The sequence below is a fragment of the Marinobacter sp. L-13 genome (assembly GCF_056857715.1).
Genome location: NZ_JBSXNQ010000061.1, coordinates 1 through 25,780, shown reverse-complemented (window position 1 = coordinate 25,780; position 25,780 = coordinate 1). Strand labels below are relative to the sequence as shown.

Sequence of the window (25,780 nt, the reverse complement as noted above, 5' to 3'; positions counted from 1 at the left end):
AAAGGTGCGGGCCTCCAACGAGACCCGCACCTCCATTCTTGACCGGACGACGGTCTTACTTGAGCTCGTCCAGGGTCAGGTTCGGCATGCTTTCTGCCTTGTCCATCAGGTCCATCAAAGCAGCCCGCGGCGGCACGATCAGGCCCACATCTTTCAGGTAGCCGTTCTGGCCCATGGCAGCGTTGCTGGTGAACTCACTGACATACTCCGCAATGCCCGGAACCACACCAACATGAGCTTTCTTCACGTAGAAGAACAGCGAACGGGCCACCGGATACTCATCCGCAGCAATGGCTTCGGCAGTCGGGATCATACCGTTCAGAGTGGCAGCCTGCAGACGGTCTGCGTTTTCTTCCAGGAAGCTGTAACCGAATACACCGTACATGCCGGTGTCGCCAATCAGCTTCTGCACGATCAGGTTGTCGTTTTCACCCGCTTCGATAAAGGCGCCGTCTTCACGAACGCTTTCGCAGATGGAGGCGTGCTCGTCCTTGCTCAGGCTGGCGGCTTCAGGCAGCTCGTCGCAACCAGCGGCGAGAGCCAACTCGTTGAAGGAATCACGGGTGCCGGAAGTCGGGGGCGGACCCATTACACGAATCGGCTTGTTCGGCAGGCTGGAGTCAACATCGCTCCAGTTTTTGTTCGGGTTGGCTACCCACTCGCCGTTAACAGGCACTTTGGAACCGAGGGCCAGGAACAGCTGCTCGAGGGTGATATCGAGGTTCTCAGCTTCTTTAGAGCTGGCGATCACGATGCCGTCAGAACCAATGCGGAATTCGGTGATGTCTGTAACGCCGTTGCTCTGGCAGAGTTCGAACTCGGACGTCTTCATGCGACGTGACGCGTTGGTGATGTCCGGGTGCTGGGTGCCGATGCCCTGGCAGAAAAGCTTGAGACCGCCGCCTGAACCGGTGGATTCCAGCTTGGGTGTGCTGAAGTCGGTCTTGGTGCCGAAACGCTCGGCAACAACTGTGGCGAACGGATAAACAGTTGAGGAACCCACGATGCTGATGGTGTCACGGGCCATGGCTGGTGCAGACATGGCGGCTACGGAGCCGGCCAGTGCTACAGTCGCGAGTGCTTTGTTCAGTTTCATCACGTCATGTCTCCATTTTTTGGTTTGGACGTTTTGTCGGATGTGCTTTACCGATGGGTGCAGACTAATGGCACTCTGTGACAACTTTGTTACAGCTTCTGAAATATAGTCAGGAATGTTCAAATTTGCTTGCAGCGCTGCTTCAGCCCGCTACCATGCGTGTTAAAACAATTCCAGGCTCGCAAGAAGGCAGTACTATGACAGCGTTAGATGATGACAAACCCACGCCCCGTGGCGAACTCACCCTGCAGATTATCCCGCTCCCCTCAGACACCAATGCCAATGGCGATGTCTTTGCCGGCTGGCTGGTAAAACAGATGGATCTCGCCGCGGCGACCATGGCCGGACGGATTTCCCAGGGCCGTAACGCCACCGTGGCCATGGACCGGATGGAGTTCCTGTCACCGTTGCGAGTAGGGTCCCAGGTAGGTTGTTACTGCGAACTCGTCGATATCGGCCGCAGTTCCATGAAAATCAGCGTGGAAGTGTGGACCCTTGACCGCACTGCCAAGAATCCACGTAAGGTCACCGAGGGTCTGTTCGTCTACGTTGCCATTGATGAGCACGGTCGGATCCGCGAGGTGCCGGAGCAGGTTCTCTGACCCTGAGCCGCTCTATTTCCAGCCGTGCAGAAGGCGGGCGTAGTTAAGACGCTCCCAGGTTCGGGCATTGGGGGCGTTCGCCATTGACAGGACGCCCCGGGCTTCCGCCAGCGAGCGGTATCCCATTCCGGAGAGCCGAGCCGTCATTTCCCGGGTAATCCTCGACAGGGCGCCAGTACCCTCCGACAACACGGCCGAGACCACCTGCACAGCGGAAGCGCCCGAAAGAATGGCTTTTGCCGCATCGTCACCACTGTGAACGCCACCCGAAACCGCCATCTCCAGTGTTGTCTGGCCAAACAACATGGCGGCTGCGTGTAACCGCAACGGCAGCTCGGCACTGGTCGACAGCACCACCTCCCGGCTTAACTCCAGCTCATCCAGATCCATATCCGGCTGATAGAACCGGTTGAACAACACCACGCCCCGGGCCCCCGACTCTTCGATACCGGCGACGAACGCAGGCAAGGCCGAGTAGAAAGGCGATAGCTTGACGCTGACCGGAATGCTCACCTGCTCAGCCACTGACCTCACAACCGAGAGTTGTCTCTGTTCCAGTGCCTCCGCTGTTTCCTCCGGATCCGAGGCCAGGTCATAGAGATTCAGTTCGATAGCATGGGCGCCCGCCGCTTCCAGCTCACGTGCATGCCGGGTCCAGCCACCCGCTGAAATACCGTTGAGCGAGGCAATCACCGGCACACCCAGCGAATGTCGCAACAGCTCCAACCGCTGCAGGTAGCTGTCCGATCCCATCTCGAACAACTCGGATTCGGGAAAGAACGATCGGGCTTCGGCGTCCATGTTGATCCGCGAATCAATAAACCGGTGAGCCGCCATTTGCTCCTCCACCAACTGCTCCTCGAAGAGGGAATGCATCACCACGGCACCGGCGCCAGCGTCAACACAGGCCTTCAGCGCGTCCAGGTCATCGGTCAGGGGGCTGGCGCCGACCACAAGGGGGGAGCGAAGCTCCAACCCCAGCCAACGGGTTGCCAATTCAGTCATGACGTTCACCCTTTTCATTGTCAGCGTCAGAAGTTTCATGGGGCTCAAAGTGAATCCCCGCCAGCTGCTTGTAGAGCTCACGCTGTTCAGTGGCCGCCTCCGAAGCCGCAGCCACCAGCTGTTCATAGCGTTGGAGATCCCGCAGCTCCAGCATCCGGAAGCGGGCTTCTTCCTGCATGTAGGCTTTCATGGTGACTTTCTGACGCAGGGAGTCCAATTGCAGGGGCGGCAGCCCCTCGTGAATACGCCGGGGATCAAACCGGTACAGCGGCCAGGCCCAGCTGTCTACCGCCCGCTTCTGCTGTGCGGGCGAGTGCACCAGGTCGTAACCGTGGGCAATGCAGGGGCTGTGGGCGATGATCAGTGCCGGGCCGTCGAAGCTCTCGGCTTCCTGCAGGGCCTTGGTGGTGTGGTTGCTGTGGGATTGCATGGCAATCTGGGCCACGTAGACGTGACCATAACTCATGGCCAGCAGGCCCAGATCCTTCTTCCGGGTGGCCTTGCCGGCAGCGGCGAACTTGGCAATCGCACCCATGGGGGTGGCCTTGGACTGCTGCCCGCCGGTGTTGGAATAGACTTCGGTATCGAGTACCAACAGTTTCACATTCTGACCCGAGGCCAGGGCGTGGTCGAGACCGCCATAACCAATATCGTAGGCCCAGCCGTCGCCCCCTATTACCCAGACACTCTTCGGACAGAGCTCATCGGCCAGACTGTCCAGTTCCCGGGCCTCTGGCGTCTGCTTGTCTGCCAGCCAGTTCCGCAGCTGCTCAATGGCTGTGCGTCTGGCTGCCATTGCCCATTCATCAACGGTGGTGCAGGCGCTGGTCAGCTCCGGGTAGAGTCCGTCAGGTAGTTCTTCCCGGAACCCTTCCAGTAACTGCCAGGCCCGACCGACAAGCTTGTCCAGCCCCAGACGCATGCCCAGGCCCAGTTCCGCCGCGTCCTCAAACAACGAGTTGTTCCAGGTAGGACCACGGCCGTCGGCGTTCACTGTGTAAGGCGTGGTGGGCAGATTGCCACCATAGATCGAGGAACATCCGGTGGCATTGGCAATCAGCAACCGATCGCCCACCAGCTGGGTCAGCAGACGGATGTAGGGTGTTTCACCGCAGCCGGAGCAGGCGCCGGAATATTCGAACAGGGGAATCAGCAGCGGCAGGGATTTGAAGTCCCGGGGGATACGGTCTCTGGGCACAGCCGGCAATTGCCGGAAAAACGCCAGGTTCTCTGCCTCCACCTCACGGTGCGCTTCGATCGGCTGCATATTGATCGCTTTGCGTTTGGGCTGGGTGCGGTCCTTTGCCGGGCAGACCTCGACACACAGCCCACAACCGGTGCAGTCATCCGGCGCCACCTGAATCCGGTAATCCAGGCCCTCCAGTTCAGACGTCTGGGTTTCCGGCACCACCTCGAACGCCTCCGGCGCCCCTTTGACCGACTCGGGCTCAAACACCTTGCTGGTGATCGCGGTGTGCGGGCAAATCATCGCGCAGAAGTTGCACTGCACGCAGAGGTCGGATTCCCAGATCGGGATTTCCAGGGCGATGGTTCGCTTCTCGTACTGGCTGGTTCCCGTTGGCCAGGTACCGTCCGGCGGGAACGCACTGACCGGCAGTTTGTCCCCCTGCCCCTCCAGTAACAGGCGAGTGACTTTCTGCACAAAGTCCGGCGCATTCTCGGGCACCCTTGGCGGTCGGGTGCGTGTTGCCGTCACCTTGTCCGGGACCGGCACCTCATGCAGGTTGTCCAGGGCCGAGTCCACCGCTTCCACGTTGCGGCGCACCACCTCCGGCCCACGGCGGCCCCAGGTTTTGCGAATGGATTCCTTGATATGGGCAATGGCCTCTTCCCGGGGCAGGATATCTGCCAGGGCGAAGAAGCAGACCTGCATCACGGTGTTGATCCGCCGCTCCAGACCCGCCTTTTCCGCCACCTCGGCGGCATCAATCACGAACAGCCGAGCCTTGCGCTCGACCAATACCCGCTGGACCTCGACCGAGAGCCGATCCCAGATCTCGTCCTTTGACCAGGGCACATTGAGCAGCACCGTGGCGCCCTCGGCAGCGTGTTCGAGCACATCAAACCGCTCCAGAAACTGGGGCGCGTGAATGGCGACAAACTGGGCCCTGTTGATCTGGTAACTGGAGCGGATCGGCAGCGGCCCAAATCTCAGATGGGAGACAGTGGTAGCGCCGGATTTCTTGGAGTCATAGACAAAATGGCCCTGGGCAAACAGCTCCGTGCCCTCACCCAGGATCTTGATGCTGGCCTTGTTGCTGCTGACAGTGCCATCGGCACCGAGACCGAAGAACAGCGCCCGGCGGGTTTTCGGGGATTCAATATCCAGTTCGCTATCCACCTCCAGCGAAAGGTGGCTGACATCGTCCCGCACGCCGACGGTGAAGCGGGTTTTCGGCGCTGCCGCTTTAAGTTCGTCGAAAATGGCGCAGACCATGGCCGGCGTAAACTCACGGGAAGACAGCCCATATCGGCCGCCAATCACCCGGGGCAGTACCTTCCGATCCCCCCGGCTGTAGGCCTCCATCAGGGCACCGCTGACTTCCAGCAACAAGGGCTCACCCTGGGCTCCCGGTTCCTTGGTGCGATCCAGCACCGCGAGATGTTCGACGGTATCGGGCAAAGCGTCCAGAAAACGCGACGTGGCAAAGGGCCGGAACAGGCGGACCTTGAGAACCCCGACCTTCTCACCCTGCGCCAGCAGCCACTCCACCGTTTCATGGGCGCATTCGGCCCCGGAACCCATCAGGATGACCACTCTGTCGGCCTCAGGGTGCCCAACATAATCAAACAGACGGTATTGCCGACCGGTGATACCGGCGAAACGGTCCATCACGGCTTCAAGCTTCCCCGGGAATGCCTGATAGAAGGGATTGATGGCCTCCCGGGCCTGGAAGAAGGCGTCCGGGTTCTGGGAGGTGCCGCGAACCACTGGCCGGTCCGGTGTCATCCGGCGGCTGCGATGTGCTTCAACTCCGTCGTGCGATACCAGCGCCTGCAAATCCTGGTCACTGAGCGCCGCAATCTTGGAGATTTCATGGGAGGTGCGAAAGCCGTCGAAGAAATGCATCACCGGCACCCGGCTTTCCAGGGTGACGGCGTGGCCGATGGCCGCAAGGTCCTGGGCCTCCTGTACCGACCCCGAAGCCAGCAGGGCAAAGCCGGTACCGCGGGCACTCATTACATCGGAATGGTCGCAGAAGATCGACAAGGCATGGGTGGCAACGCTGCGCGCAGCAATATGCATGCAGAAGGGCGACAGCTCACCGGCAATCTTGTACAGATTGGGCAGCATCAGCAGCAGCCCCTGGGACGCAGTAAAGGTGGTCACCAGTGAACCGGCCTGCAGTGCCCCGTGCATGGCACCCGCGGCACCAGCCTCGGACTGCATTTCGACCACACTTGGCACCTGCCCCCAGAGATTGGGCTTGCCCAGGGCCGCCCAGTCATCGGCATGCTCGCCCATGACCGAAGCAGGGGTAATCGGATAGATGGCAATGGTCTCGCTCAGGCGATAAGCCACCGAAGACACCGCTTCATTGCCATCGAGGGTATGAAACTCCATGGCCACAACTCCTTGTGGTGAGGCCGAAAGACAGTTCTGAGTCTAGTATCGGCCGGGCCAACCGCAAAGGAACGGGATTGATCTGAGACAGATTTGAGGAAGAAACAGGTTCAGGAACTGGCTGATCCTGCCTGAATCAAATCTTGGAACAGGGAATGATAATCGCCGGCCAGGCTGGATGCCCGCCAATCCTCCGGCGGGCAGGCCAGAAGCTGTCCTTCCAGCAGCTGTTCAAGCGTGTCGGCAACCACTTCAGCCTCCATCGCCGCATTTTCCTGATGACTCTCATAGCGACACAGATCCGGCACGTATTCGCGATAGGCCAGGCGATCCGGCGCCAGTGGCACGCAACCTGAAGCCATGGCTTCCAGCATCGACAGCCCCTGGAAATCGTGCAGTGCCGTGGAGATCACAATATCGGCCTGACGCAGCAACTGATCATAGTCTTCACGATTCTCGAAAAACCCCCAGTGTTCGATGCAAGGACCAAACTGTTCCCGGATCCGGTCAAATGCCTTCGGATAGCTGCGAAATCGCTCACCCACCACACTCAACCTGAACGGCATCGAACGCTGGTCCAGCACCTGCAGGAACTTCAGCAGACGGTCAGGCCCCTTGTCATATTCCCAGCGATGGTTCCAGAGCAGATGGGGGCAGGCCCGGTTCATAAGTGGCCGGCGATCAGCAAACAACCGGTCCTCGATCGGCACCGGTATCACCCTCGACTTGTCCCGCAGGGTTTCGATCAGGCCCTCGGGCACTGCGTCGGGCAGCTTCTTGAGGAAAGAGTCGGCGCCAGCCAGAAAACTGTCCCGGTTCCAGCCACTGTTGAACACGACACAATCGGCCGAAAGCGCGCTGTACAGGTTCACCATCTGCGGATCGGCACTGGCGTTCTGGCCACTGGATACCGGGAAGGCGAACTGGTTTTCATGCATGTACAGCAGGCAGGGGGTATTGGCCAGGCGCGGATGTAGCCCCCGCAAGGTTGCCAGGTCCACCATGGAGGTGGCGATGATCAGATCCCAGGATTCCTGCAGGAGCGGCTCATTCAGCCAGCTCAGTGGATTGCCACGGATACGCCAGCGGAAGAATCTTGGCGGCAAAGCAAGAAACTGCCATTCATAACGCGGAAACATGGCGCTCAACTGCTCCCGCCAGCGCCTGTGACTGGCGGCATCGTAGCCAGACAGAAGGAGTATTCTCGGCGTGGTTCCAGAGGTCGTCATACGATGTCTCACTAACCAGCCTGAATCTCAGGCCGAGCCCGGGAGAGTGCCCAAAGCCCGAGCACCGGACCGGGGAACAGCAGGAGAACCACCCAGACATTCAACTGGCCCCAGAGCCCACTGGTCAGCCAGATGGCCGGCAGCGTCAGACCAAACCCGACCGCATTCATCACCGCCAGAGAGGAGCCTACCGACTCCCTCGGCGCCGTTGCCGAGGCCAGCGCCGAGAATTGAGGTGAGTCGGCAACCACAGCAATGCCCCAGACAATGAGCAAAACGATCAGCAAGGCCGGCGATAGTCCGTTCAGCCAGGGGTAAACCAGGCAGAAGGCCCCGGACACCATCAGGGCTCGCCGGGCCACCCATTCACTACCCCGTGTTCGGCTGAGCCGGCCACCACCGACGCAACCTGCCGCACCAATGCCAATGACAGCAAACGACAACCAGGGAATAAGTGCGTCACTCTGCCCCATCCGCTGCAGCTCCCGGCCGATGAGCAGGGGTGTTAATGTCCAGAACGCGTAGAGCTCCCACATATGGCCGAAGTAACCACCGGCCACTGCCCGGAATCTCGGGATGCGCAGAGCCGCCAGCCCCTGGCTGAGGGGCAATCGCCCGCTGCTTCTAGGCAGGTGCGGGCCGTCACCCAGCAGAAACACCAGCAGCCCTCCGGCCACGGCAAGACAGGACGCCGCCATCAGCGGCCACTCCCAGGGCATGCCCAGGGTTGCTCCGCGCATCAGGTGGGGCAGCGCCGTTCCCAGTGTCAGCATGCCCACCAGCCAGGCCAGGGCAGCCCCGGCATACTTTGGCGTCCAGGCAATGACCATTTTCATGCCCAGGGGATAGATCCCGGCCAGACACAGCCCGGTGGCAAAGCGCAGGAGGAAATCGAGCGGCGGCGCACCGGCAGCGAAAATAAATCCACCGTTAACCAGAGCCCCCAACAGGCTCGACAGCGCAAAGATCCGACTCGCGCCAAAGCGGTCGGCCAGGCCGGTCACCGCAATGGTCAGGGTGCCTGCGATAAACCCGGCCTGCACCGCCAATGTCAGCCGCCCGAGATCACTTTCGGTCAGGCCAAGCTCGCCGGCCAGCGACAACCAGACACCGTTGATACTGAACCAGAGCGAAGTGCCGAAAAGCTGGGCCAGAACGATCACAGGGAGGGGGTAACGTCGTAGCAGGTCGATCATTGTTTCACCAGTCGGTCCAGTCGCAGGCGCTCCCGGTCGTCGAACAGTCTTCGCCCGCCCCAGGAAACTGCCATCAGGGCACCGAATCCGGTGCCGACGGTGATGATCAGCATCACCAGAATCTGGTATTTCACCGCCACTGCCGGCGGGCTGCCTGCGAGAATCTGGCCGGTCATCATACCGGGCAGGCTGACGATGCCGGCAGCGGCCATGGCGTTGATGGATGGCATCATACCACTGCGCATGGCGTCCCTCCGGATATCCTCCAGCGCCTGCTTCCAGGTCTGGCCCAGCATCAGGCGGTTCTCGATGACGGCCCGCTGCCGCCAGACCGATTCGTTCAAACGATCCAGCGCCAGGCTGACGCCTGTCATGGTGTTTCCGAGCATCATGCCCAGAAGGGGAATGGCATACTGTGGGGTGTACCAGGGGTCTGGGCCGATCACTACCGAGAGCGCCAGTACCGTCACCGAGAAGGACGATACGAACATCGATCCGGTGCCGATACCGAACGCCCACCAGCCCTGGAGTCTTCGGCCCTGACGTGCCACAACCTCCCGGCCGGCAACCAGAAGCATGACCAGGGCCATCAGGGCGATCCAGTAGAACCCGGACGACGCAAACAGTGCCTCCAGAACCAGCCCGATCAGCGCCAGCTGAATCACCGTTCGAAGTGCAGCGATCAACAGGTTTCGGGTAATGCCCAGCCGGGCCAGATACCCCGTCCCAGCCAGGGCGAGCACCAGCAGCGCCGCCAGCCCCAACTTCCACCAGGCCAGATCAATCACTTCCATCTGCGCGCTCCAGACTGGTGCCAAGAATCCGGTAATGGGCATCGGCCACCCGATGAATCTGGCCAACATCATGGGCGACCCAGAGCACTGCGATCTGCCGCCTCCGGATTTCCTCAAGCAACCAGGTTTCAATCGCTTCTGTGCTGTCGTTGTCGAGGTTGGCGGTGGGTTCGTCCAGTAAGAGAACCTCAGGCTCAAGCAGCAGGGCCCGCCAGAGCGCCAGCCGCTGCCGCTCACCGGAAGACAACCGGCTTACCGACCACTCCAGCACCTCGGGCGGGAAGCCCAGCGCTGACGGCAAATCTGCCTTCACATGATCCGGGAAGTGACCTCCAACCTCATCAAACCACCACTGGCTGTCTGCCGGCACCATCACCACCCGGCTTCGCCATTGGTGGGCGGGCAAATCCTCCTGGCAGGTATCAGCCACAGACACGGTGCCCCCATGGGGCTCCAGGTCCGCCACGGCTCTCAGCAGCCGACTCTTGCCACTGCCTGACGGACCGGACAGACAGACAACCTGTCCACCAGGTACCGTCAAAGACACGTTACTGAGAGTGCCAACACAGAGATTTTTCAGGACCAAATCTGTCAAGATAGCCTCATCAGGGCTCGCCAATGTTCATAACGGATATACCATTGCACAGTGTCCTGCCAACAACCAGCCACACAGGCCAGGGATGTATGAAGCTTCGATCTCTTGTTACGTTCACACTGGCAGTTGCACTGATTGCCCCGCCGTTGGCAGCAGAGGTCAGTCTGGCACCGTTTGCCGGTTTTCGCATGAGCAGTTCGGTGGATATCGAGACCGCCGGCGCCAGCACCTCAGACCAGATCGACTTCCGGGATTCCGCCAGCCAGGGACTGGTGTTCAATTTTGATCTGGCAGAGCCCGGCAAACAGGGAGAGATTTATTTCGGCCGGCAGAACACCTCCGCCCGACTGGACAATGGTCTGTTTGCACCGAGCCTGGATTCCATCGACCTGACCATCTACCAGCTCCAGTTCGGCGGGCTGTATTTCCCGGCTGGCCAGAATCATGGCGGGTTTGTCTCTGGTGTGTTCGGCGTTACCCGCCTCGAGCCGGACGATTCACGGTATGAAACCCATCACCGGGCCGCCCTGTCCATTGGCGGCGGGTACCAGTTTTTCCTGACGGAACAACTGCGCCTGAGGCTCGATCTGCGTGGTGTTTACACAGCCCTGAACTCGGGCGGCTCCGCGTTCTGCTCCGGCGGCTGCGAACTCAGATTCGACAGCAGCGGCTACCTGCAGGTGGAAGCCGCCGCAGGGCTGGCCATTCGGTTCTGAAGCCCGGTCAGGCCGTCACTGGCCGCCGCTGGGGCAACAAAACCGACAGCAACGCGGCCATGGCCACCAGACCCGACGATATCCACAAGCAGGCCTCCAGCCCCCAGGCCTGGTAGACCCAGCCGGACAGAATCGTTCCCAGCAACCGGCCGGCGGCATTGGACATGTAATAGAAGCCCACATCCAGGGACACCCCATCACCGCGGGCATAGCTAACGATGAGATAGCTGTGCAGCGACGAGTTGACGGCAAACAGCACGCCAAACAACAGCAGGCCACCAACAATCACGAACTGGGGTGACCAACCCGCTGCCAGGCCGATGGCAATCGCTGCCGGAATCAGCGCCAGTGCTGCCGCCCAGAGCACAGCAGGCTGCTTGCCTTCCATGTTGCCGGTGATGCGCGGGGCAATGGTCTGAATAAAGCCGTAGCCGATAATCCAGCTGGCCATAAAGCCGCCCACTTTCCAGAAGTCCCAGCCAAAGACCGTGTGCAGGTAAACGGGCAAAGCAACCACAAACCAGACATCCCGCGCGCCGAACAGAAACATCCGGGCCGCCGACAAGACATTGATGGCCCGGCTTTTGGAGAGGATCTCGCTGAACTTCGGTTTGGCCTTGCTCTTGCCCAGATCCTGTCCCAGCAAGAACAGGCTGGCCAGCCAGACCAGTCCCAAAGCCACCGCCATGATAATCACGGCACCCTTGAAGCCGGCCGCCATCAGCAGGACCCCACCGAGGAAAAAGCCCACACCTTTGAGGGTATTCTTGGAGCCCGTCAGAATGGCCACCCACTTGTACAGGGTGCCCTGCTGCTCATCCGGCACCAGCAGCTTGATGCCGCTCTTGGCGGACATCTTGTTCAGATCCTTGGCAATGCCCGAGAGCGCCTGCGCCGCCATGACCCAGGGCACCGTCAGCATTACCGCCGGGACTGCCAGCATGGCCAGCGCCACAATCTGCAGGAACAACCCGATGTTCATGGTGCGGTTCAGCCCCATACGGGCGCCCAGGTAACCACCCACCAGATTGGTGACCACCCCGAAGAACTCGTAAAAGACGAACAGCAAGGCGATTTCCAGGGGCGAGTAGCCCAACTGGTGAAAATGTAGCACCACCAGCATCCGCAGGGCGCCATCGGTAAGGGTGAAAGCCCAGTAGTTGCCGGTAATGACCAGGTACTGTCGGATGGCCGCCGTCATATCAGGCCAGACCCACCCTGCGCGCCAGTTCTGCGGTGCGGTTGGCATAGCCCCACTCGTTGTCGTACCAGGCGTAGACCTTCACCTGAGTGCCGTTGACCACCATGGTGGACAGGGCATCGACGATGGAGGAACGCGGGTCCGTCTTGTAATCAATCGACACCAGCGGTCGCTCTTCGTAACCCAGGATGCCTTTGAGCTCGCCTTCAGCGGCTTCTTTCAAGAGCTGGTTTACGGTATCCCTGTCCGTGGCTGTTTCAACTTCAAACACGCAATCGGTGAGCGACGCATTGGTCAGAGGCACGCGCACGGCATGGCCATCCAGACGCCCTTTTAGCTCGGGGAATATTTCGATAATCGCCGTTGCCGAGCCGGTGCTGGTAGGAATCAGTGAACTCCCGCAGGCCCGTGCCCGGCGCAGGTCCTTGTGGGGCGCATCAATAATGGTCTGGGTGTTGGTCAGGCTGTGAATGGTGGTGATGGAGCCGTGCTTGATGCCCAGCTTCTCATGAATCACCTTTACCACCGGTGCCAGGCAGTTGGTGGTACAGGAGGCGGCAGTGACAATACGGTCGTTGGCCGGCTCGAAAATATCGTCGTTCACACCAACCACAATGTTCTTGGCGCCCGCCTCCTTCACCGGTGCGGTGACCACGACGCGTTTCACGCCCTGATCCAGATACGCCTGCAGGGCACTGACCTTCTTGTTGACGCCACTGGCCTCGATCACCAGATCGCAGCCGGACCAGTCAGTTTCGCCAATGGTGCGGTTATGGGTCACGCGGATGCGCTTCCCTTCGATCTCGATCTCCGTTCCATCCGCTGTTGCCTCATGGCTCCAACGACCATGGATGCTGTCAAAATTGAGCAGATGCGCCAGCGTAGCTGCGTCGGCACCCGGATCGTTGATGGCTACAAACTCCATGTCTGGCCAGCCCCAGGCGGCCCGCAAGGCCAGACGACCGATACGGCCGAATCCATTAATGCCTACTTTGATTTTGCTCATGATCTGCTCCTGATGGACCTGTTCCCTGAATTTAACCGCGCGGGCACTACAGGCATTGGACAGCCGGGCGGTCTGCCATGGCCAGCAATCGCGCCAGCGGGCTCTCTATCAATTGTTCGTTATGGCTGGCGGTTTCATCGAGCACCCGGGCCAACCACTGTGGAATGCCCGGGCTGAGGGAATAGTAGATCCACTGGCCCCGACGCTCCGTGGCCAGCAGGCCTGCATCCCTCAGAGTGGCCAGATGCCGGCTGACCTTTGGCTGGGGCGCCTCAAAGGCTTCCGTAAGCTCGCAGACGCAGAGTTGTTCCTGGCTTCGAATCAGCAGCAGGGCTGCCAGACGGAAGTCGTCGGCCAAGGCCTTGAATACTGTAACCGGGTCATAGCTGGCGGGTTTTGGTCCGGTTTCTTTTTGATGGATTAGTGCGAATAAAGCCACCCGCTCTTTGATTTCCCCAAGCCTGAGGGCGAAAGTAGAATGGCGGTTTGCCGGTACCGGGTCGGCGAAATCCCAGGCAATCTGCTGGGCCGGCTGGCAGATCGAACCGCACTCGTTCGCGGCTTTCTCGCACAGGGTAATCACATAATCCCAGTGTTGCCCCTGCACATCGGCCAGCTGCTTGCTGTGTAAGCCTTCGGTGGATATGCCGGCTTCCTCCAGCACCTGCAGTGCCATGGGGTGGGGCCTGGTTGGCTCGGTACCGGCGCTGGCAACTTCAAACCGGTCCCCCGCCATGTCACGAAGCAAGGCTTCTGCCATCAGGGAACGGGCACTGTTGGCGGTACAAACAAATAGAACGCGGCGCTTCATATCTGGAGTTCCGTATATTCGGTTTTATGAATATCTAATTTTGTGCATAATAGATTCAGTCTCCCTACGAGTAAAGGAATCATCAAATACGATGAGCACCAACACAGAAATAACCCGGGCTGAAGACGCCGACGGCGGCATGGATTTGTTCGGCAAGTTCCTGTCGGTATGGGTAGCCCTGGCCATCATCGCCGGCGTGGCGCTCGGTCAGCTCGCACCAGTGGTACCCGAGACCCTGTCCCGTTTCGAATACGCGCAGGTCTCCATCCCCATCGCCATTCTGATCTGGGCAATGATTTTCCCGATGATGGCGCAGATTGATTTCAGTGCAGTGGTCGGCGTCAGAAAAGAACCGAAAGGCCTCGCCATCACCACCATCGTCAACTGGCTGATCAAGCCCTTTACCATGTTTGCCATTGCCTGGTTTTTCCTGATGGTGGTGTTCGAGCCATGGATCGCTCCGGGACTGGCCAGCGAATACCTGGCTGGCGCAATCCTGCTAGGCGCGGCGCCCTGCACCGCCATGGTGTTCGTGTGGAGTTACCTGACCAAAGGTGATGCCGCCTACACCCTGGTCCAAGTATCTCTCAACGACATCATCATGCTGTTCGCCTTCGCGCCAATTGTTGTTTTCCTGCTGGGCATTTCGGACATACAGGTGCCCTGGGATACCGTGCTGCTGTCGGTAGTCCTGTACATCGTGATTCCGCTGACGGCCGGCTATCTGACCCGCCGCACCCTGATTTCGCGCCACGGTCAGCAGTGGTACGACGATGTCTTCATGAAGCGGCTCAGCCCGGTCACCCCGGCGGCGCTGATCGTCACTCTGGTGTTGCTGTTCGCCTTCCAGGGTGAAGTGATCCTGAACAATCCCCTGCACATTGCGCTGATCGCCGTGCCGCTGATTGTTCAGACTTTCCTGATTTTCTTCCTGGCCTACGGCTGGGCGAGGCTGTGGAAAGTCCGCCACTGCATCGCGGCGCCGGGTGCCATGATTGGTGCCAGCAACTTCTTCGAACTGGCCGTGGCCGCAGCCATCGCACTGTTCGGCCTTCAATCCGGCGCAGCGCTGGCAACCGTCGTCGGGGTTTTGGTGGAGGTACCTCTGATGCTGGTGCTCGTTCGCATCGCCAACAAGACCCGGGATCGGTTCCCGGCATAAATCGCGGCGGCCAGCGCCGGGCTTTTGGTCACGGCGCTGACCTCACTCGCATTACCTGTTCAGCTCACCGTCACCCTGCTAATATCGCGGCCACATTTCTGACGCACTGAATCTGACGGAATCCACGCAATGGACGTTTTCCAGGCCCTTTTCCTTGGCCTTCTCCAGGGACTGACCGAATTCCTGCCCATCTCCAGCTCCGCTCACCTGATCCTCACCCCGGCGCTGTTCGGCTGGACCGATCAGGGCGTAGGCTTCGACCTGTCGGTGCACGTCGGGACCTTACTGGCGGTTGTGCTCTATTTCCGGAGGGATGTTTTTGGTATTGCCCGGGACGGACTGATTTCCGTCAGCCGCCGCAAAATCGTTGGCCAGGGCGCCCTTGCCTGGTACCTCGTCATCGGCACCATCCCTGCGGGCCTGGCCGGCCTGGCGTTGCTGGATATGATCGACAACGAACTGCGGGCGGTGGAAGTCATCTTCTTCACCACCCTGTTCTTCGGCCTGCTCCTCGGCCTTGCAGACTGGTTGCCCAAACGTCAGCGCACCCTCGACAAACTGAACTGGAAAGACGCCGTCCTGGTTGGCATCGCCCAGGCCATGGCCCTCGTCCCCGGCACCTCCCGTTCCGGCGTAACCATCACCGCCGGCCTGTTCCTGGGCATGACCCGCGAAACCGCCTCCAGGTTCTCATTCCTGTTGGCAATCCCCATCATCGTGCTGGCATCAGCCGTGAAACTGCTGGAAGTGGCAACTTCGGATGTGATCGTCGACTGGAGTGGTTTTCTGATTGGCGGGGTGACTTCATTCCTGATGGCCATTACCGCAATCCACTTCTTCCTTAAGTGGCTCAACAAGGTAGGCATGTGGCCGTACGTTATCTATCGGATTGTTCTGGCGGGCGTGATTTACGCAGTTCTGATGTAGGCCTGCTTACAATTAGCAGGCCTCGAGAGGCGCATAAGCCAGAACAAGCCACTTGGCGCCCTCATCAAAGTTCACCTGCACCCGAGTATGGTGCCCGGTGCCCTCCGAATTCATCACGATGCCCTCGCCAAACTTGGGATGGCGCACCCGCTGACCCAGGCTGAAACCGGATTGCTGGGCCGAATCCTGGCTGAACATGCTCTCATTCGGACGCGCCACCATAGCGGGGCGGGTCACTGTGTTGCGCAGCCGCACTTCCAGCAGACAGTCACCCGGAATCTCCCGGACAAACCGCGACAACGCATTGAACTTTTCCTGACCGTACAAACGCCGGGATTCGGCGTAAGTAAGCACCAGCTTTTTCATGGCCCGGGTGATGCCCACGTAGGCCAGGCGGCGCTCCTCTTCCATGCGACCAGGTTCTTCCAGGGACATGCCGTGGGGGAACAGCCCCTCTTCCACGCCCGCCAGGAAAACCAGGGGGAACTCCAGACCCTTGGCGGAATGCAGGGTCATTAACTGAACGCTGTCCTCATGGTCCTCGGCCTGGGATTCACCGGCATCCAGAGCCGCCTGAGCAATGAATTCCGACAGCGCGTCCACGCCGTCCTCCACCTCATAGTCAGACAACGCATTGACCAGTTCCTCGAGGTTCTCCACCCGGGCCTGGCCTTTCTCACCTTTTTCGCTGGCGTGATAGTCCTTCAGCCCGCTGTTTTCGATGGTCTGCTTCATCAGGCCATGCAACGAAGCATCGCCCACCATGTCGGAGAGGCCTTCGATGATCGCAATGAAAGACTGCAGCCCGGTTTTGGCCCGGCCTTTAACCTGCCCGGCTTCCAGCAGACGCTCGGCGGATTCCCACAATGAGATACTCTGCTCGGTCGCGTATTCCCGAAGCTCCGCCAGGCTCTTGGCGCCAATGCCACGGGGCGGCACGTTCACCACCCGCTCAAACGCCGCATCGTCGCGGCGATACTGGACCAACCGCAGATATGCCAGGGCGTTGCGGATTTCCTGACGATCATAGAATCGCAGGCCACCGTATACCCGGTAAGGAATGCCCTGGCGCATCAGCGATTCTTCCAGCACCCGGGACTGGGCGTTGGAGCGATAGAGAATCGCGGATTCACTGCGCAGGTTGCCGTCCTGCACCCAGGCAGAAATGCTGTCGGCAATGTAGTTGGCTTCGTCCTGCTCGTTGAACGCCGCGTACAGGCTGATCGGTTCGCCTTCCGGACCGTCGGTCCAGAGCTCCTTGCCCAGCCGGCCCTGGTTGTTGGCGATCACCGCGTTGGCCGCCTTCAGGATCATCTGGGTGGAGCGGTAATTCTGCTCCAGACGCACCAACCGGGCATTGGGGAAATCCCGCTGGTACTGCTGGATGTTTTCGACCTTGGCGCCCCGCCAGCCGTAGATAGACTGATCGTCGTCCCCCACCACCGTCATTGGCACGCGATTGCTGGCCAGCACCTGCAGCCAGGCATATTGAATGGTGTTGGTGTCCTGAAACTCGTCCACCAGGATATGCTGGAACCGGCTCTGGTAATGGGCCAGCAGCTCCGGACGATGCAGCCACAGTTCATGGGATCGCAGCAACAACTCGCCAAAATCCACCAGACCACCCTGCTGGCAGAGTTTTTCGTACTGGCGATAGATCTTCAGCATGATCGACAGGAAATGGTCGCCCGGATTCTCCTGGATGTGATCCGCCCGCAGCCCCTCGTCCTTCTGGCTACTGATAAACCACTGGGCCTGCTTCGGTGGCCACTTGCTCTCATCAATCTGGTTTTCCCGTATCACCCGCTTGATCAGTCGCAGCTGGTCGTCGCTGTCCAGAACCTGGAAGTTCTCCGGCAGCCCAGCATCTTTCCAGTGCGAACGCAGCAGTCGGTGCGCGATACCATGAAAGGTGCCGAACCAAAGGCCGCGGGCCGGAATGTCCATCATCTGCTCGATGCGGTAACGCATTTCCTTGGCGGCCTTGTTGGTGAAGGTCACCGCCAGGATTCCAGTGGGCGGCACCCGATCCACGGTCATCAACCAGGCGATCCTGTGCACCAGAACACGGGTTTTGCCACTTCCTGCGCCGGCCAGAACCAAAAGGTGATCGTTCTGAGCGGTAACAGCTTCACGCTGGGCATCGTTCAACGGATCGATGATGTGGGAGACGTCCATAAAGAATCGGTTCGCTACTGGTTAAATAAACAGGTTGTTGAGTATAACAGGAGAAAAGAGGGATTTCTTTGGGGTCTGGGTTAGCCCTTATCCAGGGAGGAACGCACGAGGGCGGGGCTCTGTTCAGGACACGCTACGAGCACATCCATGTGCGCTTGGCTGTGGCCATCCTTGGCCACAGACAGTCCTGAACAGAGCCCCGCCCCCGCGCTTATCTCGCTTTGGAGATGGCTTCTCTGTTAAAAACCTCTTGGTACAGTCTGCGCTTCTACAAACTCGAACAGACCTTCCAGACCGCCCTCACGGCCTATGCCGGAGGCCTTCATGCCACCGAACGGGGCTTCCGGCGTCGGGCCGGTGCCGGTGTTCCAGCCACAGTGGCCAAAGCGCAGGCCGGCAGCCACACGCTGGGCGCGTTCGGCATCGTTGGTGAACACGTAGGAGGCCAGGCCGAACTCGGTGTCGTTACCGGCTTCGATGACTTCCTCTTCCGTGCGGAACAGGGCCATGGGTACCAGCGGGCCGAAGGTTTCTTCCTGGTAGCAGGACATCTCCCGGTTCACACCGTGGACCACGGTGGGCGGGAAGAACAGGTCGTTACCCAGATCTTCCGGTTTCTTGCCGGCAACCAGGGTGGCGCCTTTTTCGAGGGCATCCTGGACGTGACGCTTGACCTTGTCGTAGCCAGCCTGGTTAATCAGGGGGCCGAGATCCACATCGCCGTTGATGCCGTCACCGACGGTCATTTTGTTGACCCGCTCGGCCAGTTTTTCACCGAAGGCATCGGCCACTTTCTCATGCACAAAAATCCGGTTGGCACAGACACAGGTCTGGCCGCCACCCCGGAATTTGTTGGCTATGAGGTTATCTGCCGCGGTATCCAGATCGGCGTCATCAAACACGATGAACGGCGCATTGCCGCCCAGCTCCAGGGCCAGTTTCTTGACCTGATCCGCGGTGTCTACGATCAGCTTACGGCCCACTTCGGTGGAACCGGTGAAGCTGAGCATGGGAACATCCGGGCTTTCGCACAGAGCCTTGCCAATCACGCTGGCCTTGCCCATCACCAGGTTAACCATGCCATCCGGAATATCGGTGTGCTTATCCATCAGGCTGAACAGGGCAATCATGGTCAGCGGGGTTTCACTGGCCGGTTTGATCAACGACGGACAGCCGGCCGCCAGGGCCGCAGACAGCTTCTTGGCGATCATGCCAATGGGGAAGTTCCAGGGCGTAATCAGGCCGGTGACACCAATGGGGCGGTAGTGGACCGTCCAGGTACAGTCTTTCGGCTTTTCCGGAATGGTGTGGGCGTCGAGTGCCTGAATATGCTTGGAGCAGTAGTCGAAAAACCCGGCGGCATAATCTACTTCACCCTGGGCCTCCTGCAGCGGTTTGCCGTGCTCCATGCAGAGGATGCGGCCCACTTCTTCCTTGTTGGCCTTGAGCGCATCCCGGATGTCTTCCAGCCACTTGCGGCGGGTCTCGATGCTGTAGGGACTGATCAACCGCAGTGCCGACTTGCCGGAGGCAATAGCGGCGCTCACTTCATCTTCCGACATGGATGCGACCTGGGCGATCACCTTGCCCGTTGCCGGGTTGTAAACATCGAAGGTGTTGCCATGCTCATTATCAATCCAGCGACCACCGATATAGCCGGTCAGCTTTTCCAGCAGGGGTGACTCGATCATCTCGACTCCTCTTCTGTGATTGGCTCCGCCCCGTGTGGGGCGCAGTCCAGGTAATCTGGTTGCGTCAGTGTTTTATGTCTTTCATAGTGGATGTTGTATCCCGACCTGTAAAGTCAAGGGCAGGCTTTTGATCATCGCCTGAGTGTGCCTATACTCGGGGAATCAGACACCCAGGAGACCGAACAATGAAGGCATTTTTCCATCCCGCACAGGATGAGCATGTTCCACAGACCTACTTTACCCGGGGACAAATGCGCCAGCCCCAGGAAATTCCTGCCCGCACTGGTGAAATGCTGGGCGGACTCAGGGAACTGGGCATCTCTGTGTTGCAGCCTGCAGACCAGGGCGCGGGGCCTATTTCAAAAGTTCACGATCTGGGCTACCTGCGCTTCCTGGAATCTGCGCATCGGCGCTGGAAGCAGATGGATGACTGGGGCGATGAGGTTATTTCGAATATTTTCGTCCGCTCCCCGAATCACCTGACTGGCATTCTCGCCGAGGCAGCCCGCTATCAGGCCGATGGCAGCTGTCCGATCGGCGAACACACCTGGCATGCCGCCTACTGGTCTGCGCAGAGCGCGCTGGGTGCGGCCGATGCACTGATCGCCGGCGACAGAACGTCGTACGCCGTGTGCCGTCCGCCGGGGCACCATGCCCGCCGGGATGCCGCCGGTGGTTTTTGCTACCTGAACAACGCTGCAATTGCTGCCGAGCATATGAAGGCCCGGTTCCCGAAAATTGTTATCCTGGATACTGACATGCACCACGGCCAGGGGATCCAGGAGATTTTCTACGATCGAAGCGATGTGCTGTACATCTCTATCCATGGCGACACCACCAACTTCTACCCGGTCGTCAGCGGCTTTGAGAACGAACGTGGCGAAGGGGAAGGTTTTGGCTACAACATCAACATGCCGATGCCCCATGGTTCAACGGAAGAAGATTTCTTCGCAAAACTGGATGAAGCCCTGGCGGCCATCAAACTTTTCCAGCCGGATGCCCTGATCCTGGCCCTCGGCTTCGATATCTACAAGAACGATCCACAGGCCAAGGTGTCAGTCTCTTCCGAAGGGTTCTGCAAGCTCAGCACCCATGTGCGTCAGCTGGGGCTGCCGACGCTGGTAGTGCAGGAAGGCGGTTACGATCTGGAGGCTCTGAGCGAGAACGTCCAGCAGTTCTTCAAAGGTCTGGCAGGCTGACGCTTCAGGCTGCGGGCACGTAAACCTTCACGTTTTCGTGCCCTTCGGCCTTCAGATGCCCGGCGTGCATGCGGCTCATGGTGCCGCGATCGCAGTACAACAGGTATTGCCGGTTCGCCGGCAGTTCTGGTATCTGCTGGTTCAGCTCATAGAATGGAATCTGCAGAATCTCGTTGTTGGTCAACATCAACGGTGACTGCTCGCCTTCCGAGGGGTGACGCACGTCGATGATCACATCATCCACCGAGGGTGTCTGCACGAGCTCCACTTCCTCTGGCGTTACCGTGGTTTCCAGCAACCGGTTTACCGGCGTTTCCTCACGTGCCTCAATGGCGTTTGCCAGAACCGCGGCGTCCATTTGGGCCTCGTCTTCTTCCACCCGGTGCAGCTTGGCCCGGGTGGCAGGCTTCTGGGAGATCACTCCGCAGTATTCAGGCATGGTTCGTGCGAAAGATTCCGTGCCGATTTCCCGCGCGATGCGGATAATGGATTCCTTGTCCATGGACACCAAAGGGCGCAGGACCACCTCGTCACTGGCCCGATCCACCACATTGAGGTTGCTCAGGGTCTGGCTGGACACCTGGGCCACGGCATCTCCTGTCACCACCCCCGAGGCGTTGTTCTTGCGGGCGATCTCTGCTGCCGCCATCAGCATCTGACGCTTGAGCACCACGCCCCAGTGACGGTGACTCACCGAACGCATGATTTCAGCGACAACACCCTCGAAGGGCACCGAGATAAACTTGGCACTGTGGGAGGCACCGTAGCGATCCCACAGGTAGTGCACCACCTGGCGCACACCAACCTCGTGAGCCGTGCCTCCGAGGTTGAAAAACAGGAAGTGATTGCGCAAACCCCTTCGCATCATCAGGTAAGCCGCCACCGACGAATCATAACCCCCGGAAATCAGGGTCAGCACATTTTCGACACTGCCCAGCGGATAGCCGCCCAACCCCCGGTGCTTGCGATGGGCAATATGGAACTGGTCGTCCTGGGCCTCAATCCGCACCTCAACCTGTGGGGATTTCAGATCAACCCCACTGGCACCCGATGCCTGCATAAGCGCGGCACCCACGGTGCGCTCCAGATCAATAGAGCGGAAACTGTGTTCACCGTGACGTCGGGCCCTGACGGCAAAGGTTTTGCCAGTCAACCTGTCCGCAAAGGCCTCAACAGCCTTCTCGGCAACATCTTCCAGACTGACAAATGGAAACGCTCCGATTTCCTGGATCGTGGAAATGCCCGGTATGCGCAAAAGCAGCTCAAGGGCCGGCCCGGACAACCCGCGACCGTCTGGCACCTCCACGTCTACCCTGTCCCAACTGCCTTCAACCCGAATCTCCGGATCAAGCCGCGCCAGCAGCTTTCGGATGTTCTGGCGCAGATGACGCATCTGCTGGCGACGGACGGGTTTACTCTTGATAGCAACTTCCGGAGCGGGACGAATAAGCAGTTTCATAAATCGGAATTTTGTCGGGTGGCGTATTGTACTGAAAGGCCTTAGTCTACCCTTTTGACTGCGTGCCTCAAAATCGGGCATTTCCGCAACATCCAGGAGTTTCACCGTTAATGCAGGAAACCACCATCAATGCCCTCGTCTCACCAGAGGGCAGCCTTGAAATTCTCTCCAATCATGAGGTCAACCGCCTCAAGGACCGCAGCGAAGGCGGCCTTTACCGGCTGTTCCGCCAATGCGCGCTGGCGGTTCTCAATACCGGCATCGAGACTGACGACTGCAAGGCATTGATGGAATCCCATGCCGACTTTGATGTCCGCCTGGTACCGCAGCCCCGGGGCCTCAAACTGGAACTGATCAATGCGCCCGGCCATGCCTTTGTTGATGGCGAAATGCTGAGGGCGATCCGCGAGCACCTGTTCTCGGTTTTACGAGACATTATCTACTCGCATTCAATCCCTCAGACAGCCGCCGGTTTTCGCCGGGATGATCCGGAGGACCTGACCAATTACGTATTCCACATTCTCCGCAACGCCCGGGTGCTGCAGGCAGGACGACAACCAGACCTCGTGGTCTGCTGGGGTGGTCACTCAATCGGCCATGATGAATACCAATACAGCAAGGATGTCGGTCATCAGTTGGGTCTCAGGGCCCTGAGCATCTGCACCGGATGTGGCCCGGGTGCCATGAAAGGACCCATGAAAGGTGCCACCATTGGCCACGCCAAGCAGCGGGTAAAGAACGGTCGCTACATCGGTATTACAGAACCCGGCATCATTGGCGCCGAAGCCCCAAACCCGATCGTCAATGAACTGGTCATCATGCCGGACATTGAAAAGCGCCTGGAAGCGTTCGTTCGCTGTGGTCACGGCGTGATTGTATTCCCGGGCGGTGTCGGCACCGCCGAGGAAATTCTCTACCTGCTCGGGATCCTGCTGCATCCGGACAATGCGGATCTGCCCTTCCCGGTGGTATTTACCGGCCGGAAGGAAAACGCGGAATACTTCGAGATGATCGACAAGTTCATCCGGAACGCCCTCGGGGATGAGGCTGCGAGCAAATACGAGATCATCATCGACGATCCGGTGCGTGTGGCCCAGACCATGAAAAAAGGAATGAAGGAGGTCGAGACGTTCCGGCGCGCGATGCAGGATGCCTATTATTTCAACTGGATGCTGAAGATCGACCCGGTGTTCCAGCTACCGTTCGAGCCCAATCACGACAACATGCGGGCGCTGGAACTGCATCGGGACCAGCCTGTGCACCTGATCGCTGCGAATTTGCGCAAGGCCTTCAGTGGCATTGTTGCCGGTAACGTCAAGGAGGGTGGTATACGGCAGGTTCAGGAAAAGGGGCCATTCGAAATCGCAGGCGACCCGACTCTGATAAAACCGCTCGAAGCCATGCTCGAGCAGTTTGTGACCCAGAACCGAATGAAACTACCGGGTTCTTCGGCTTACAGACCGAGCTATCGCATCGTCAGCGGAGCGGCCTGAGCCGCTTCGCTGACAGGGTAAGGCTTACTTGCCGCCGTCTGCCGGCAGACTGGCGTAGTAGGCCGCGAGGTTGGCGATATCAGTGTCACTCAGGGCAGCAGCCTGCCCCTGCATAATCGCAGCCTGGCCGCCAGAGCGTTGCTTGTTCTTGTACGCCTTCAGGGCCGATACCAGGTACTGCTCGTTCTGGCCCGCCAGGTTCGGGTATGTCGGAATTTGCGCAAGACCATTCTGGCCATGGCACGCAGCACAGACAGCCGCCTTGGCCTTGCCGGCTTCGGCATCTGCGGCAGAAACTACTGCAGGCACAGCAGCGCCAAGCGCAAAAATTCCCGCAACAGCGTAGTGTTTCAGATTCATTGATATTACCCTCTCATCGTCATTTTCCAGATTTTAAGGCCGGTTCGGAGACCGGGCACTAAACTGACTTGCACTTATAGCACAGAGCGGGGCAACCTCAAATGCGATAGGTCAAGGACATCTTTTCGACGTTAGTCCTCTTTCCTGTTCTGGCTATTAGGGTGAAAGTACGTTCGATTCCGTATCCAAGATTGATTTAATTCTCCGGAGAAAACGCCAATGTCTGTAGAGGCCGAGGAACTTGCATGCCGCGAAGGGCACATGGGTGTTCTGACACTGAACTCCCCGGGCACTCTCAACGCGCTTTCCGAACACATGATCGAGCAGATCCAGGACATCCTGGACCGCTGGGCCAATGATGACCGAATCTGCATCGTGGTCATTCAGGGCGCCGGTGAGAGAGCCTTTTGCGCCGGCGGTGATATCCGCGAACTCTATGATGCAATTCTCGATGGGCAAGAGCCGGAGAAACCGGTACGGTTTTTCAGCCGGGAATACCGGATGGATTACAACATCCATCGCTTCCCAAAGCCGGTGCTGGGTATAGCCCACGGCGTGGTGATGGGCGGCGGTCTTGGTGTGTTCTCAGGCTGCCGGTATCGGCTGGTTACACCCGATGTCACGCTGGCAATGCCCGAGATCACGATCGGGCTGTTTCCGGATGTGGGTGCCAGCTGGTTTCTGAAACGGCTGCCAGGAAGGCTGGGGCTGTTCATGGGGCTGACCGGCGCCCGTTTGAACGTCAGCGATACGCTGCGGGTTGGTCTCGCCGACATGGCCATCCTGCCGGAGGACCGGGATCGCCTGCTTGACCGACTGGCCTCGGAACGCTGGACCGGCCAAACCGCCGCCGATGACAATCGACTGTTCAGGTTACTCAACCAGATCCAGACACCGGATTACCGGACACTGCCACCCAGTCACCTCGCCCGGCACGAACAGCGGATTGCCAGGCTGAGCGCCGGCGATGAACTTCCGGACATCGTTGATCAACTGCTGGCAGCGGAGGTTGACTGCGACTGGTGGCATGCCTGTATGAACACGCTCAGAAACGGATGCCCGGTCTCTGCATGGCTGGTCTGGACCCAGTTACAGAAAGCGCAGCAAATGTCCCTGAAGGACGCCTTCCGCATGGAACTGGCGATGGTTTCCGAATGCATCCGCCGGCCTGATCTGACAGAGGGAATCCGGGCTCTGGCTATCGACAAGGACCGCCAGCCAAAATGGAGTTACCCGAGCGTGGCCGATGTGCCGGAAGACGTGGTTGCGGCTCATTTCACCCCGGAGTGGGATGACGAGACGGATCCGATGGGCCTGGAGTAAGCCGGTCGGCGCTAGCCCGGATTTCTCATAGTGCTCCAACAACCTTCGCAGACCAAGCCTGGTAGTGCCAGATCCGAGTGGTCATGGTCGAAGTTGGCGATTATTTAGCCAGTTTCCGGCATTCAGGCACAACTCCCCCTTTCCCCCATTG

21 protein-coding genes are annotated in these 25,780 nt (G+C 59.3%); 7 read left to right on the top strand and 14 right to left on the bottom strand.

What is annotated here, in order from left to right; translation table 11 throughout:
- Window positions 1-55 precede the first annotated feature (55 nt).
- Window positions 56-1,096, bottom strand: a complete 1,041-nt coding sequence (locus AC13DD_RS14850) for a substrate-binding domain-containing protein (protein ID WP_008172969.1) — start codon at window positions 1,094-1,096, stop codon at window positions 56-58.
- Window positions 1,097-1,293: 197 nt separating this feature from the next.
- Here AC13DD_RS14850 and AC13DD_RS14845 point away from each other — a divergent pair, with 197 nt between their 5' ends.
- Entirely contained in the window at window positions 1,294-1,698 is a 405-nt protein-coding gene (locus AC13DD_RS14845) for an acyl-CoA thioesterase (RefSeq protein ID WP_008172970.1), read from the top strand.
- Between the two features lie 12 nt (window positions 1,699-1,710).
- On the opposite strand, the gene AC13DD_RS14840 is transcribed toward AC13DD_RS14845, so the two are convergent.
- The 6 genes from AC13DD_RS14840 to AC13DD_RS14815 form a co-directional block, all read right to left on the bottom strand.
- Window positions 1,711-2,703, bottom strand: coding sequence for a dihydroorotate dehydrogenase-like protein (locus AC13DD_RS14840; RefSeq protein WP_053113209.1), 993 nt, complete (start codon window positions 2,701-2,703; stop codon window positions 1,711-1,713).
- Entirely contained in the window at window positions 2,696-6,289 is a 3,594-nt protein-coding gene (gene nifJ / locus AC13DD_RS14835; RefSeq protein WP_053113210.1) for a pyruvate:ferredoxin (flavodoxin) oxidoreductase, read from the bottom strand. The genes AC13DD_RS14840 and nifJ overlap by 8 nt, the downstream gene beginning before the upstream one ends.
- 110 nt (window positions 6,290-6,399) lie before the next feature.
- On the bottom strand, window positions 6,400-7,518 hold the full coding sequence (locus AC13DD_RS14830) for a tRNA-queuosine alpha-mannosyltransferase domain-containing protein (protein WP_053113211.1): 1,119 nt from the start codon (window positions 7,516-7,518) through the stop codon (window positions 6,400-6,402).
- 11 nt (window positions 7,519-7,529) lie between these two features.
- Window positions 7,530-8,714: an MFS transporter gene (locus tag AC13DD_RS14825; protein WP_053113212.1), complete on the bottom strand. Its 1,185-nt coding sequence runs from the start codon at window positions 8,712-8,714 to the stop codon at window positions 7,530-7,532.
- Window positions 8,711-9,508, bottom strand: a complete 798-nt coding sequence (locus AC13DD_RS14820; protein ID WP_041645695.1) for an ABC transporter permease — start codon at window positions 9,506-9,508, stop codon at window positions 8,711-8,713. Before AC13DD_RS14820 ends, AC13DD_RS14825 begins: the two co-directional genes overlap by 4 nt.
- The gene (locus AC13DD_RS14815; protein ID WP_008172979.1) at window positions 9,495-10,103 is read right to left on the bottom strand and encodes an ABC transporter ATP-binding protein; all 609 of its coding nucleotides are present in this window, start codon (window positions 10,101-10,103) and stop codon (window positions 9,495-9,497) included. The genes AC13DD_RS14820 and AC13DD_RS14815 overlap by 14 nt, the downstream gene beginning before the upstream one ends.
- 89 nt (window positions 10,104-10,192) lie before the next feature.
- Between AC13DD_RS14815 and AC13DD_RS14810 the strand changes: the two genes are divergently transcribed.
- Window positions 10,193-10,819 carry a hypothetical protein gene (locus AC13DD_RS14810; RefSeq protein WP_008172980.1) on the top strand — a complete coding sequence of 209 codons (627 nt, stop codon included), beginning with the start codon at window positions 10,193-10,195 and terminating at the stop codon, window positions 10,817-10,819.
- 7 nt (window positions 10,820-10,826) lie between these two features.
- On the opposite strand, the gene arsJ is transcribed toward AC13DD_RS14810, so the two are convergent.
- Genes arsJ through AC13DD_RS14795 form a run of 3 tightly spaced genes read right to left on the bottom strand, consistent with a single transcriptional unit; the run spans window position 10,827 to window position 13,837 of the window.
- Complete coding sequence (gene arsJ / locus AC13DD_RS14805) at window positions 10,827-12,020, bottom strand: organoarsenical effux MFS transporter ArsJ (protein WP_273096385.1); 1,194 nt, start codon at window positions 12,018-12,020, stop codon at window positions 10,827-10,829.
- Window position 12,021: 1 nt separating this feature from the next.
- Complete coding sequence (locus tag AC13DD_RS14800; protein WP_273096375.1) at window positions 12,022-13,026, bottom strand: ArsJ-associated glyceraldehyde-3-phosphate dehydrogenase; 1,005 nt, start codon at window positions 13,024-13,026, stop codon at window positions 12,022-12,024.
- A 46-nt stretch (window positions 13,027-13,072) separates the two neighbouring features.
- Window positions 13,073-13,837: a metalloregulator ArsR/SmtB family transcription factor gene (locus AC13DD_RS14795; protein WP_273096378.1), complete on the bottom strand. Its 765-nt coding sequence runs from the start codon at window positions 13,835-13,837 to the stop codon at window positions 13,073-13,075.
- Window positions 13,838-13,928: 91 nt separating this feature from the next.
- Here AC13DD_RS14795 and arsB point away from each other — a divergent pair, with 91 nt between their 5' ends.
- Complete coding sequence (arsB, locus tag AC13DD_RS14790) at window positions 13,929-14,999, top strand: ACR3 family arsenite efflux transporter (RefSeq protein WP_273096381.1); 1,071 nt, start codon at window positions 13,929-13,931, stop codon at window positions 14,997-14,999.
- A gap of 129 nt (window positions 15,000-15,128) precedes the next feature.
- Complete coding sequence (locus AC13DD_RS14785) at window positions 15,129-15,926, top strand: undecaprenyl-diphosphate phosphatase (RefSeq protein WP_008172985.1); 798 nt, start codon at window positions 15,129-15,131, stop codon at window positions 15,924-15,926.
- Window positions 15,927-15,938: 12 nt separating this feature from the next.
- Here AC13DD_RS14785 and uvrD read toward each other — a convergent pair whose 3' ends face one another.
- Entirely contained in the window at window positions 15,939-18,104 is a 2,166-nt protein-coding gene (gene uvrD / locus AC13DD_RS14780) for a DNA helicase II (RefSeq protein ID WP_405417364.1), read from the bottom strand.
- Window positions 18,105-18,343: 239 nt separating this feature from the next.
- Window positions 18,344-19,795: an NAD-dependent succinate-semialdehyde dehydrogenase gene (locus tag AC13DD_RS14775; protein ID WP_482931370.1), complete on the bottom strand. Its 1,452-nt coding sequence runs from the start codon at window positions 19,793-19,795 to the stop codon at window positions 18,344-18,346.
- A gap of 185 nt (window positions 19,796-19,980) precedes the next feature.
- Here AC13DD_RS14775 and AC13DD_RS14770 point away from each other — a divergent pair, with 185 nt between their 5' ends.
- Window positions 19,981-20,994 carry a histone deacetylase family protein gene (locus tag AC13DD_RS14770; RefSeq protein WP_482931369.1) on the top strand — a complete coding sequence of 338 codons (1,014 nt, stop codon included), beginning with the start codon at window positions 19,981-19,983 and terminating at the stop codon, window positions 20,992-20,994.
- Between the two features lie 4 nt (window positions 20,995-20,998).
- On the opposite strand, the gene thiI is transcribed toward AC13DD_RS14770, so the two are convergent.
- Window positions 20,999-22,453 (bottom strand): tRNA uracil 4-sulfurtransferase ThiI, encoded by a 1,455-nt coding sequence (gene thiI / locus AC13DD_RS14765; protein WP_482931368.1) that lies wholly within the window; start codon window positions 22,451-22,453, stop codon window positions 20,999-21,001.
- 110 nt (window positions 22,454-22,563) lie between these two features.
- Here thiI and ppnN point away from each other — a divergent pair, with 110 nt between their 5' ends.
- Window positions 22,564-23,946, top strand: a complete 1,383-nt coding sequence (gene ppnN / locus AC13DD_RS14760) for a nucleotide 5'-monophosphate nucleosidase PpnN (protein ID WP_288367425.1) — start codon at window positions 22,564-22,566, stop codon at window positions 23,944-23,946.
- Window positions 23,947-23,970: 24 nt separating this feature from the next.
- On the opposite strand, the gene AC13DD_RS14755 is transcribed toward ppnN, so the two are convergent.
- Entirely contained in the window at window positions 23,971-24,306 is a 336-nt protein-coding gene (locus tag AC13DD_RS14755; protein WP_053113218.1) for a c-type cytochrome, read from the bottom strand.
- Window positions 24,307-24,525: 219 nt separating this feature from the next.
- On the opposite strand from AC13DD_RS14755, the gene AC13DD_RS14750 reads away from it, so the two are divergent.
- The gene (locus AC13DD_RS14750; RefSeq protein ID WP_014578589.1) at window positions 24,526-25,629 is read left to right on the top strand and encodes an enoyl-CoA hydratase/isomerase family protein; all 1,104 of its coding nucleotides are present in this window, start codon (window positions 24,526-24,528) and stop codon (window positions 25,627-25,629) included.
- Window positions 25,630-25,780: the final 151 nt, after the last annotated feature.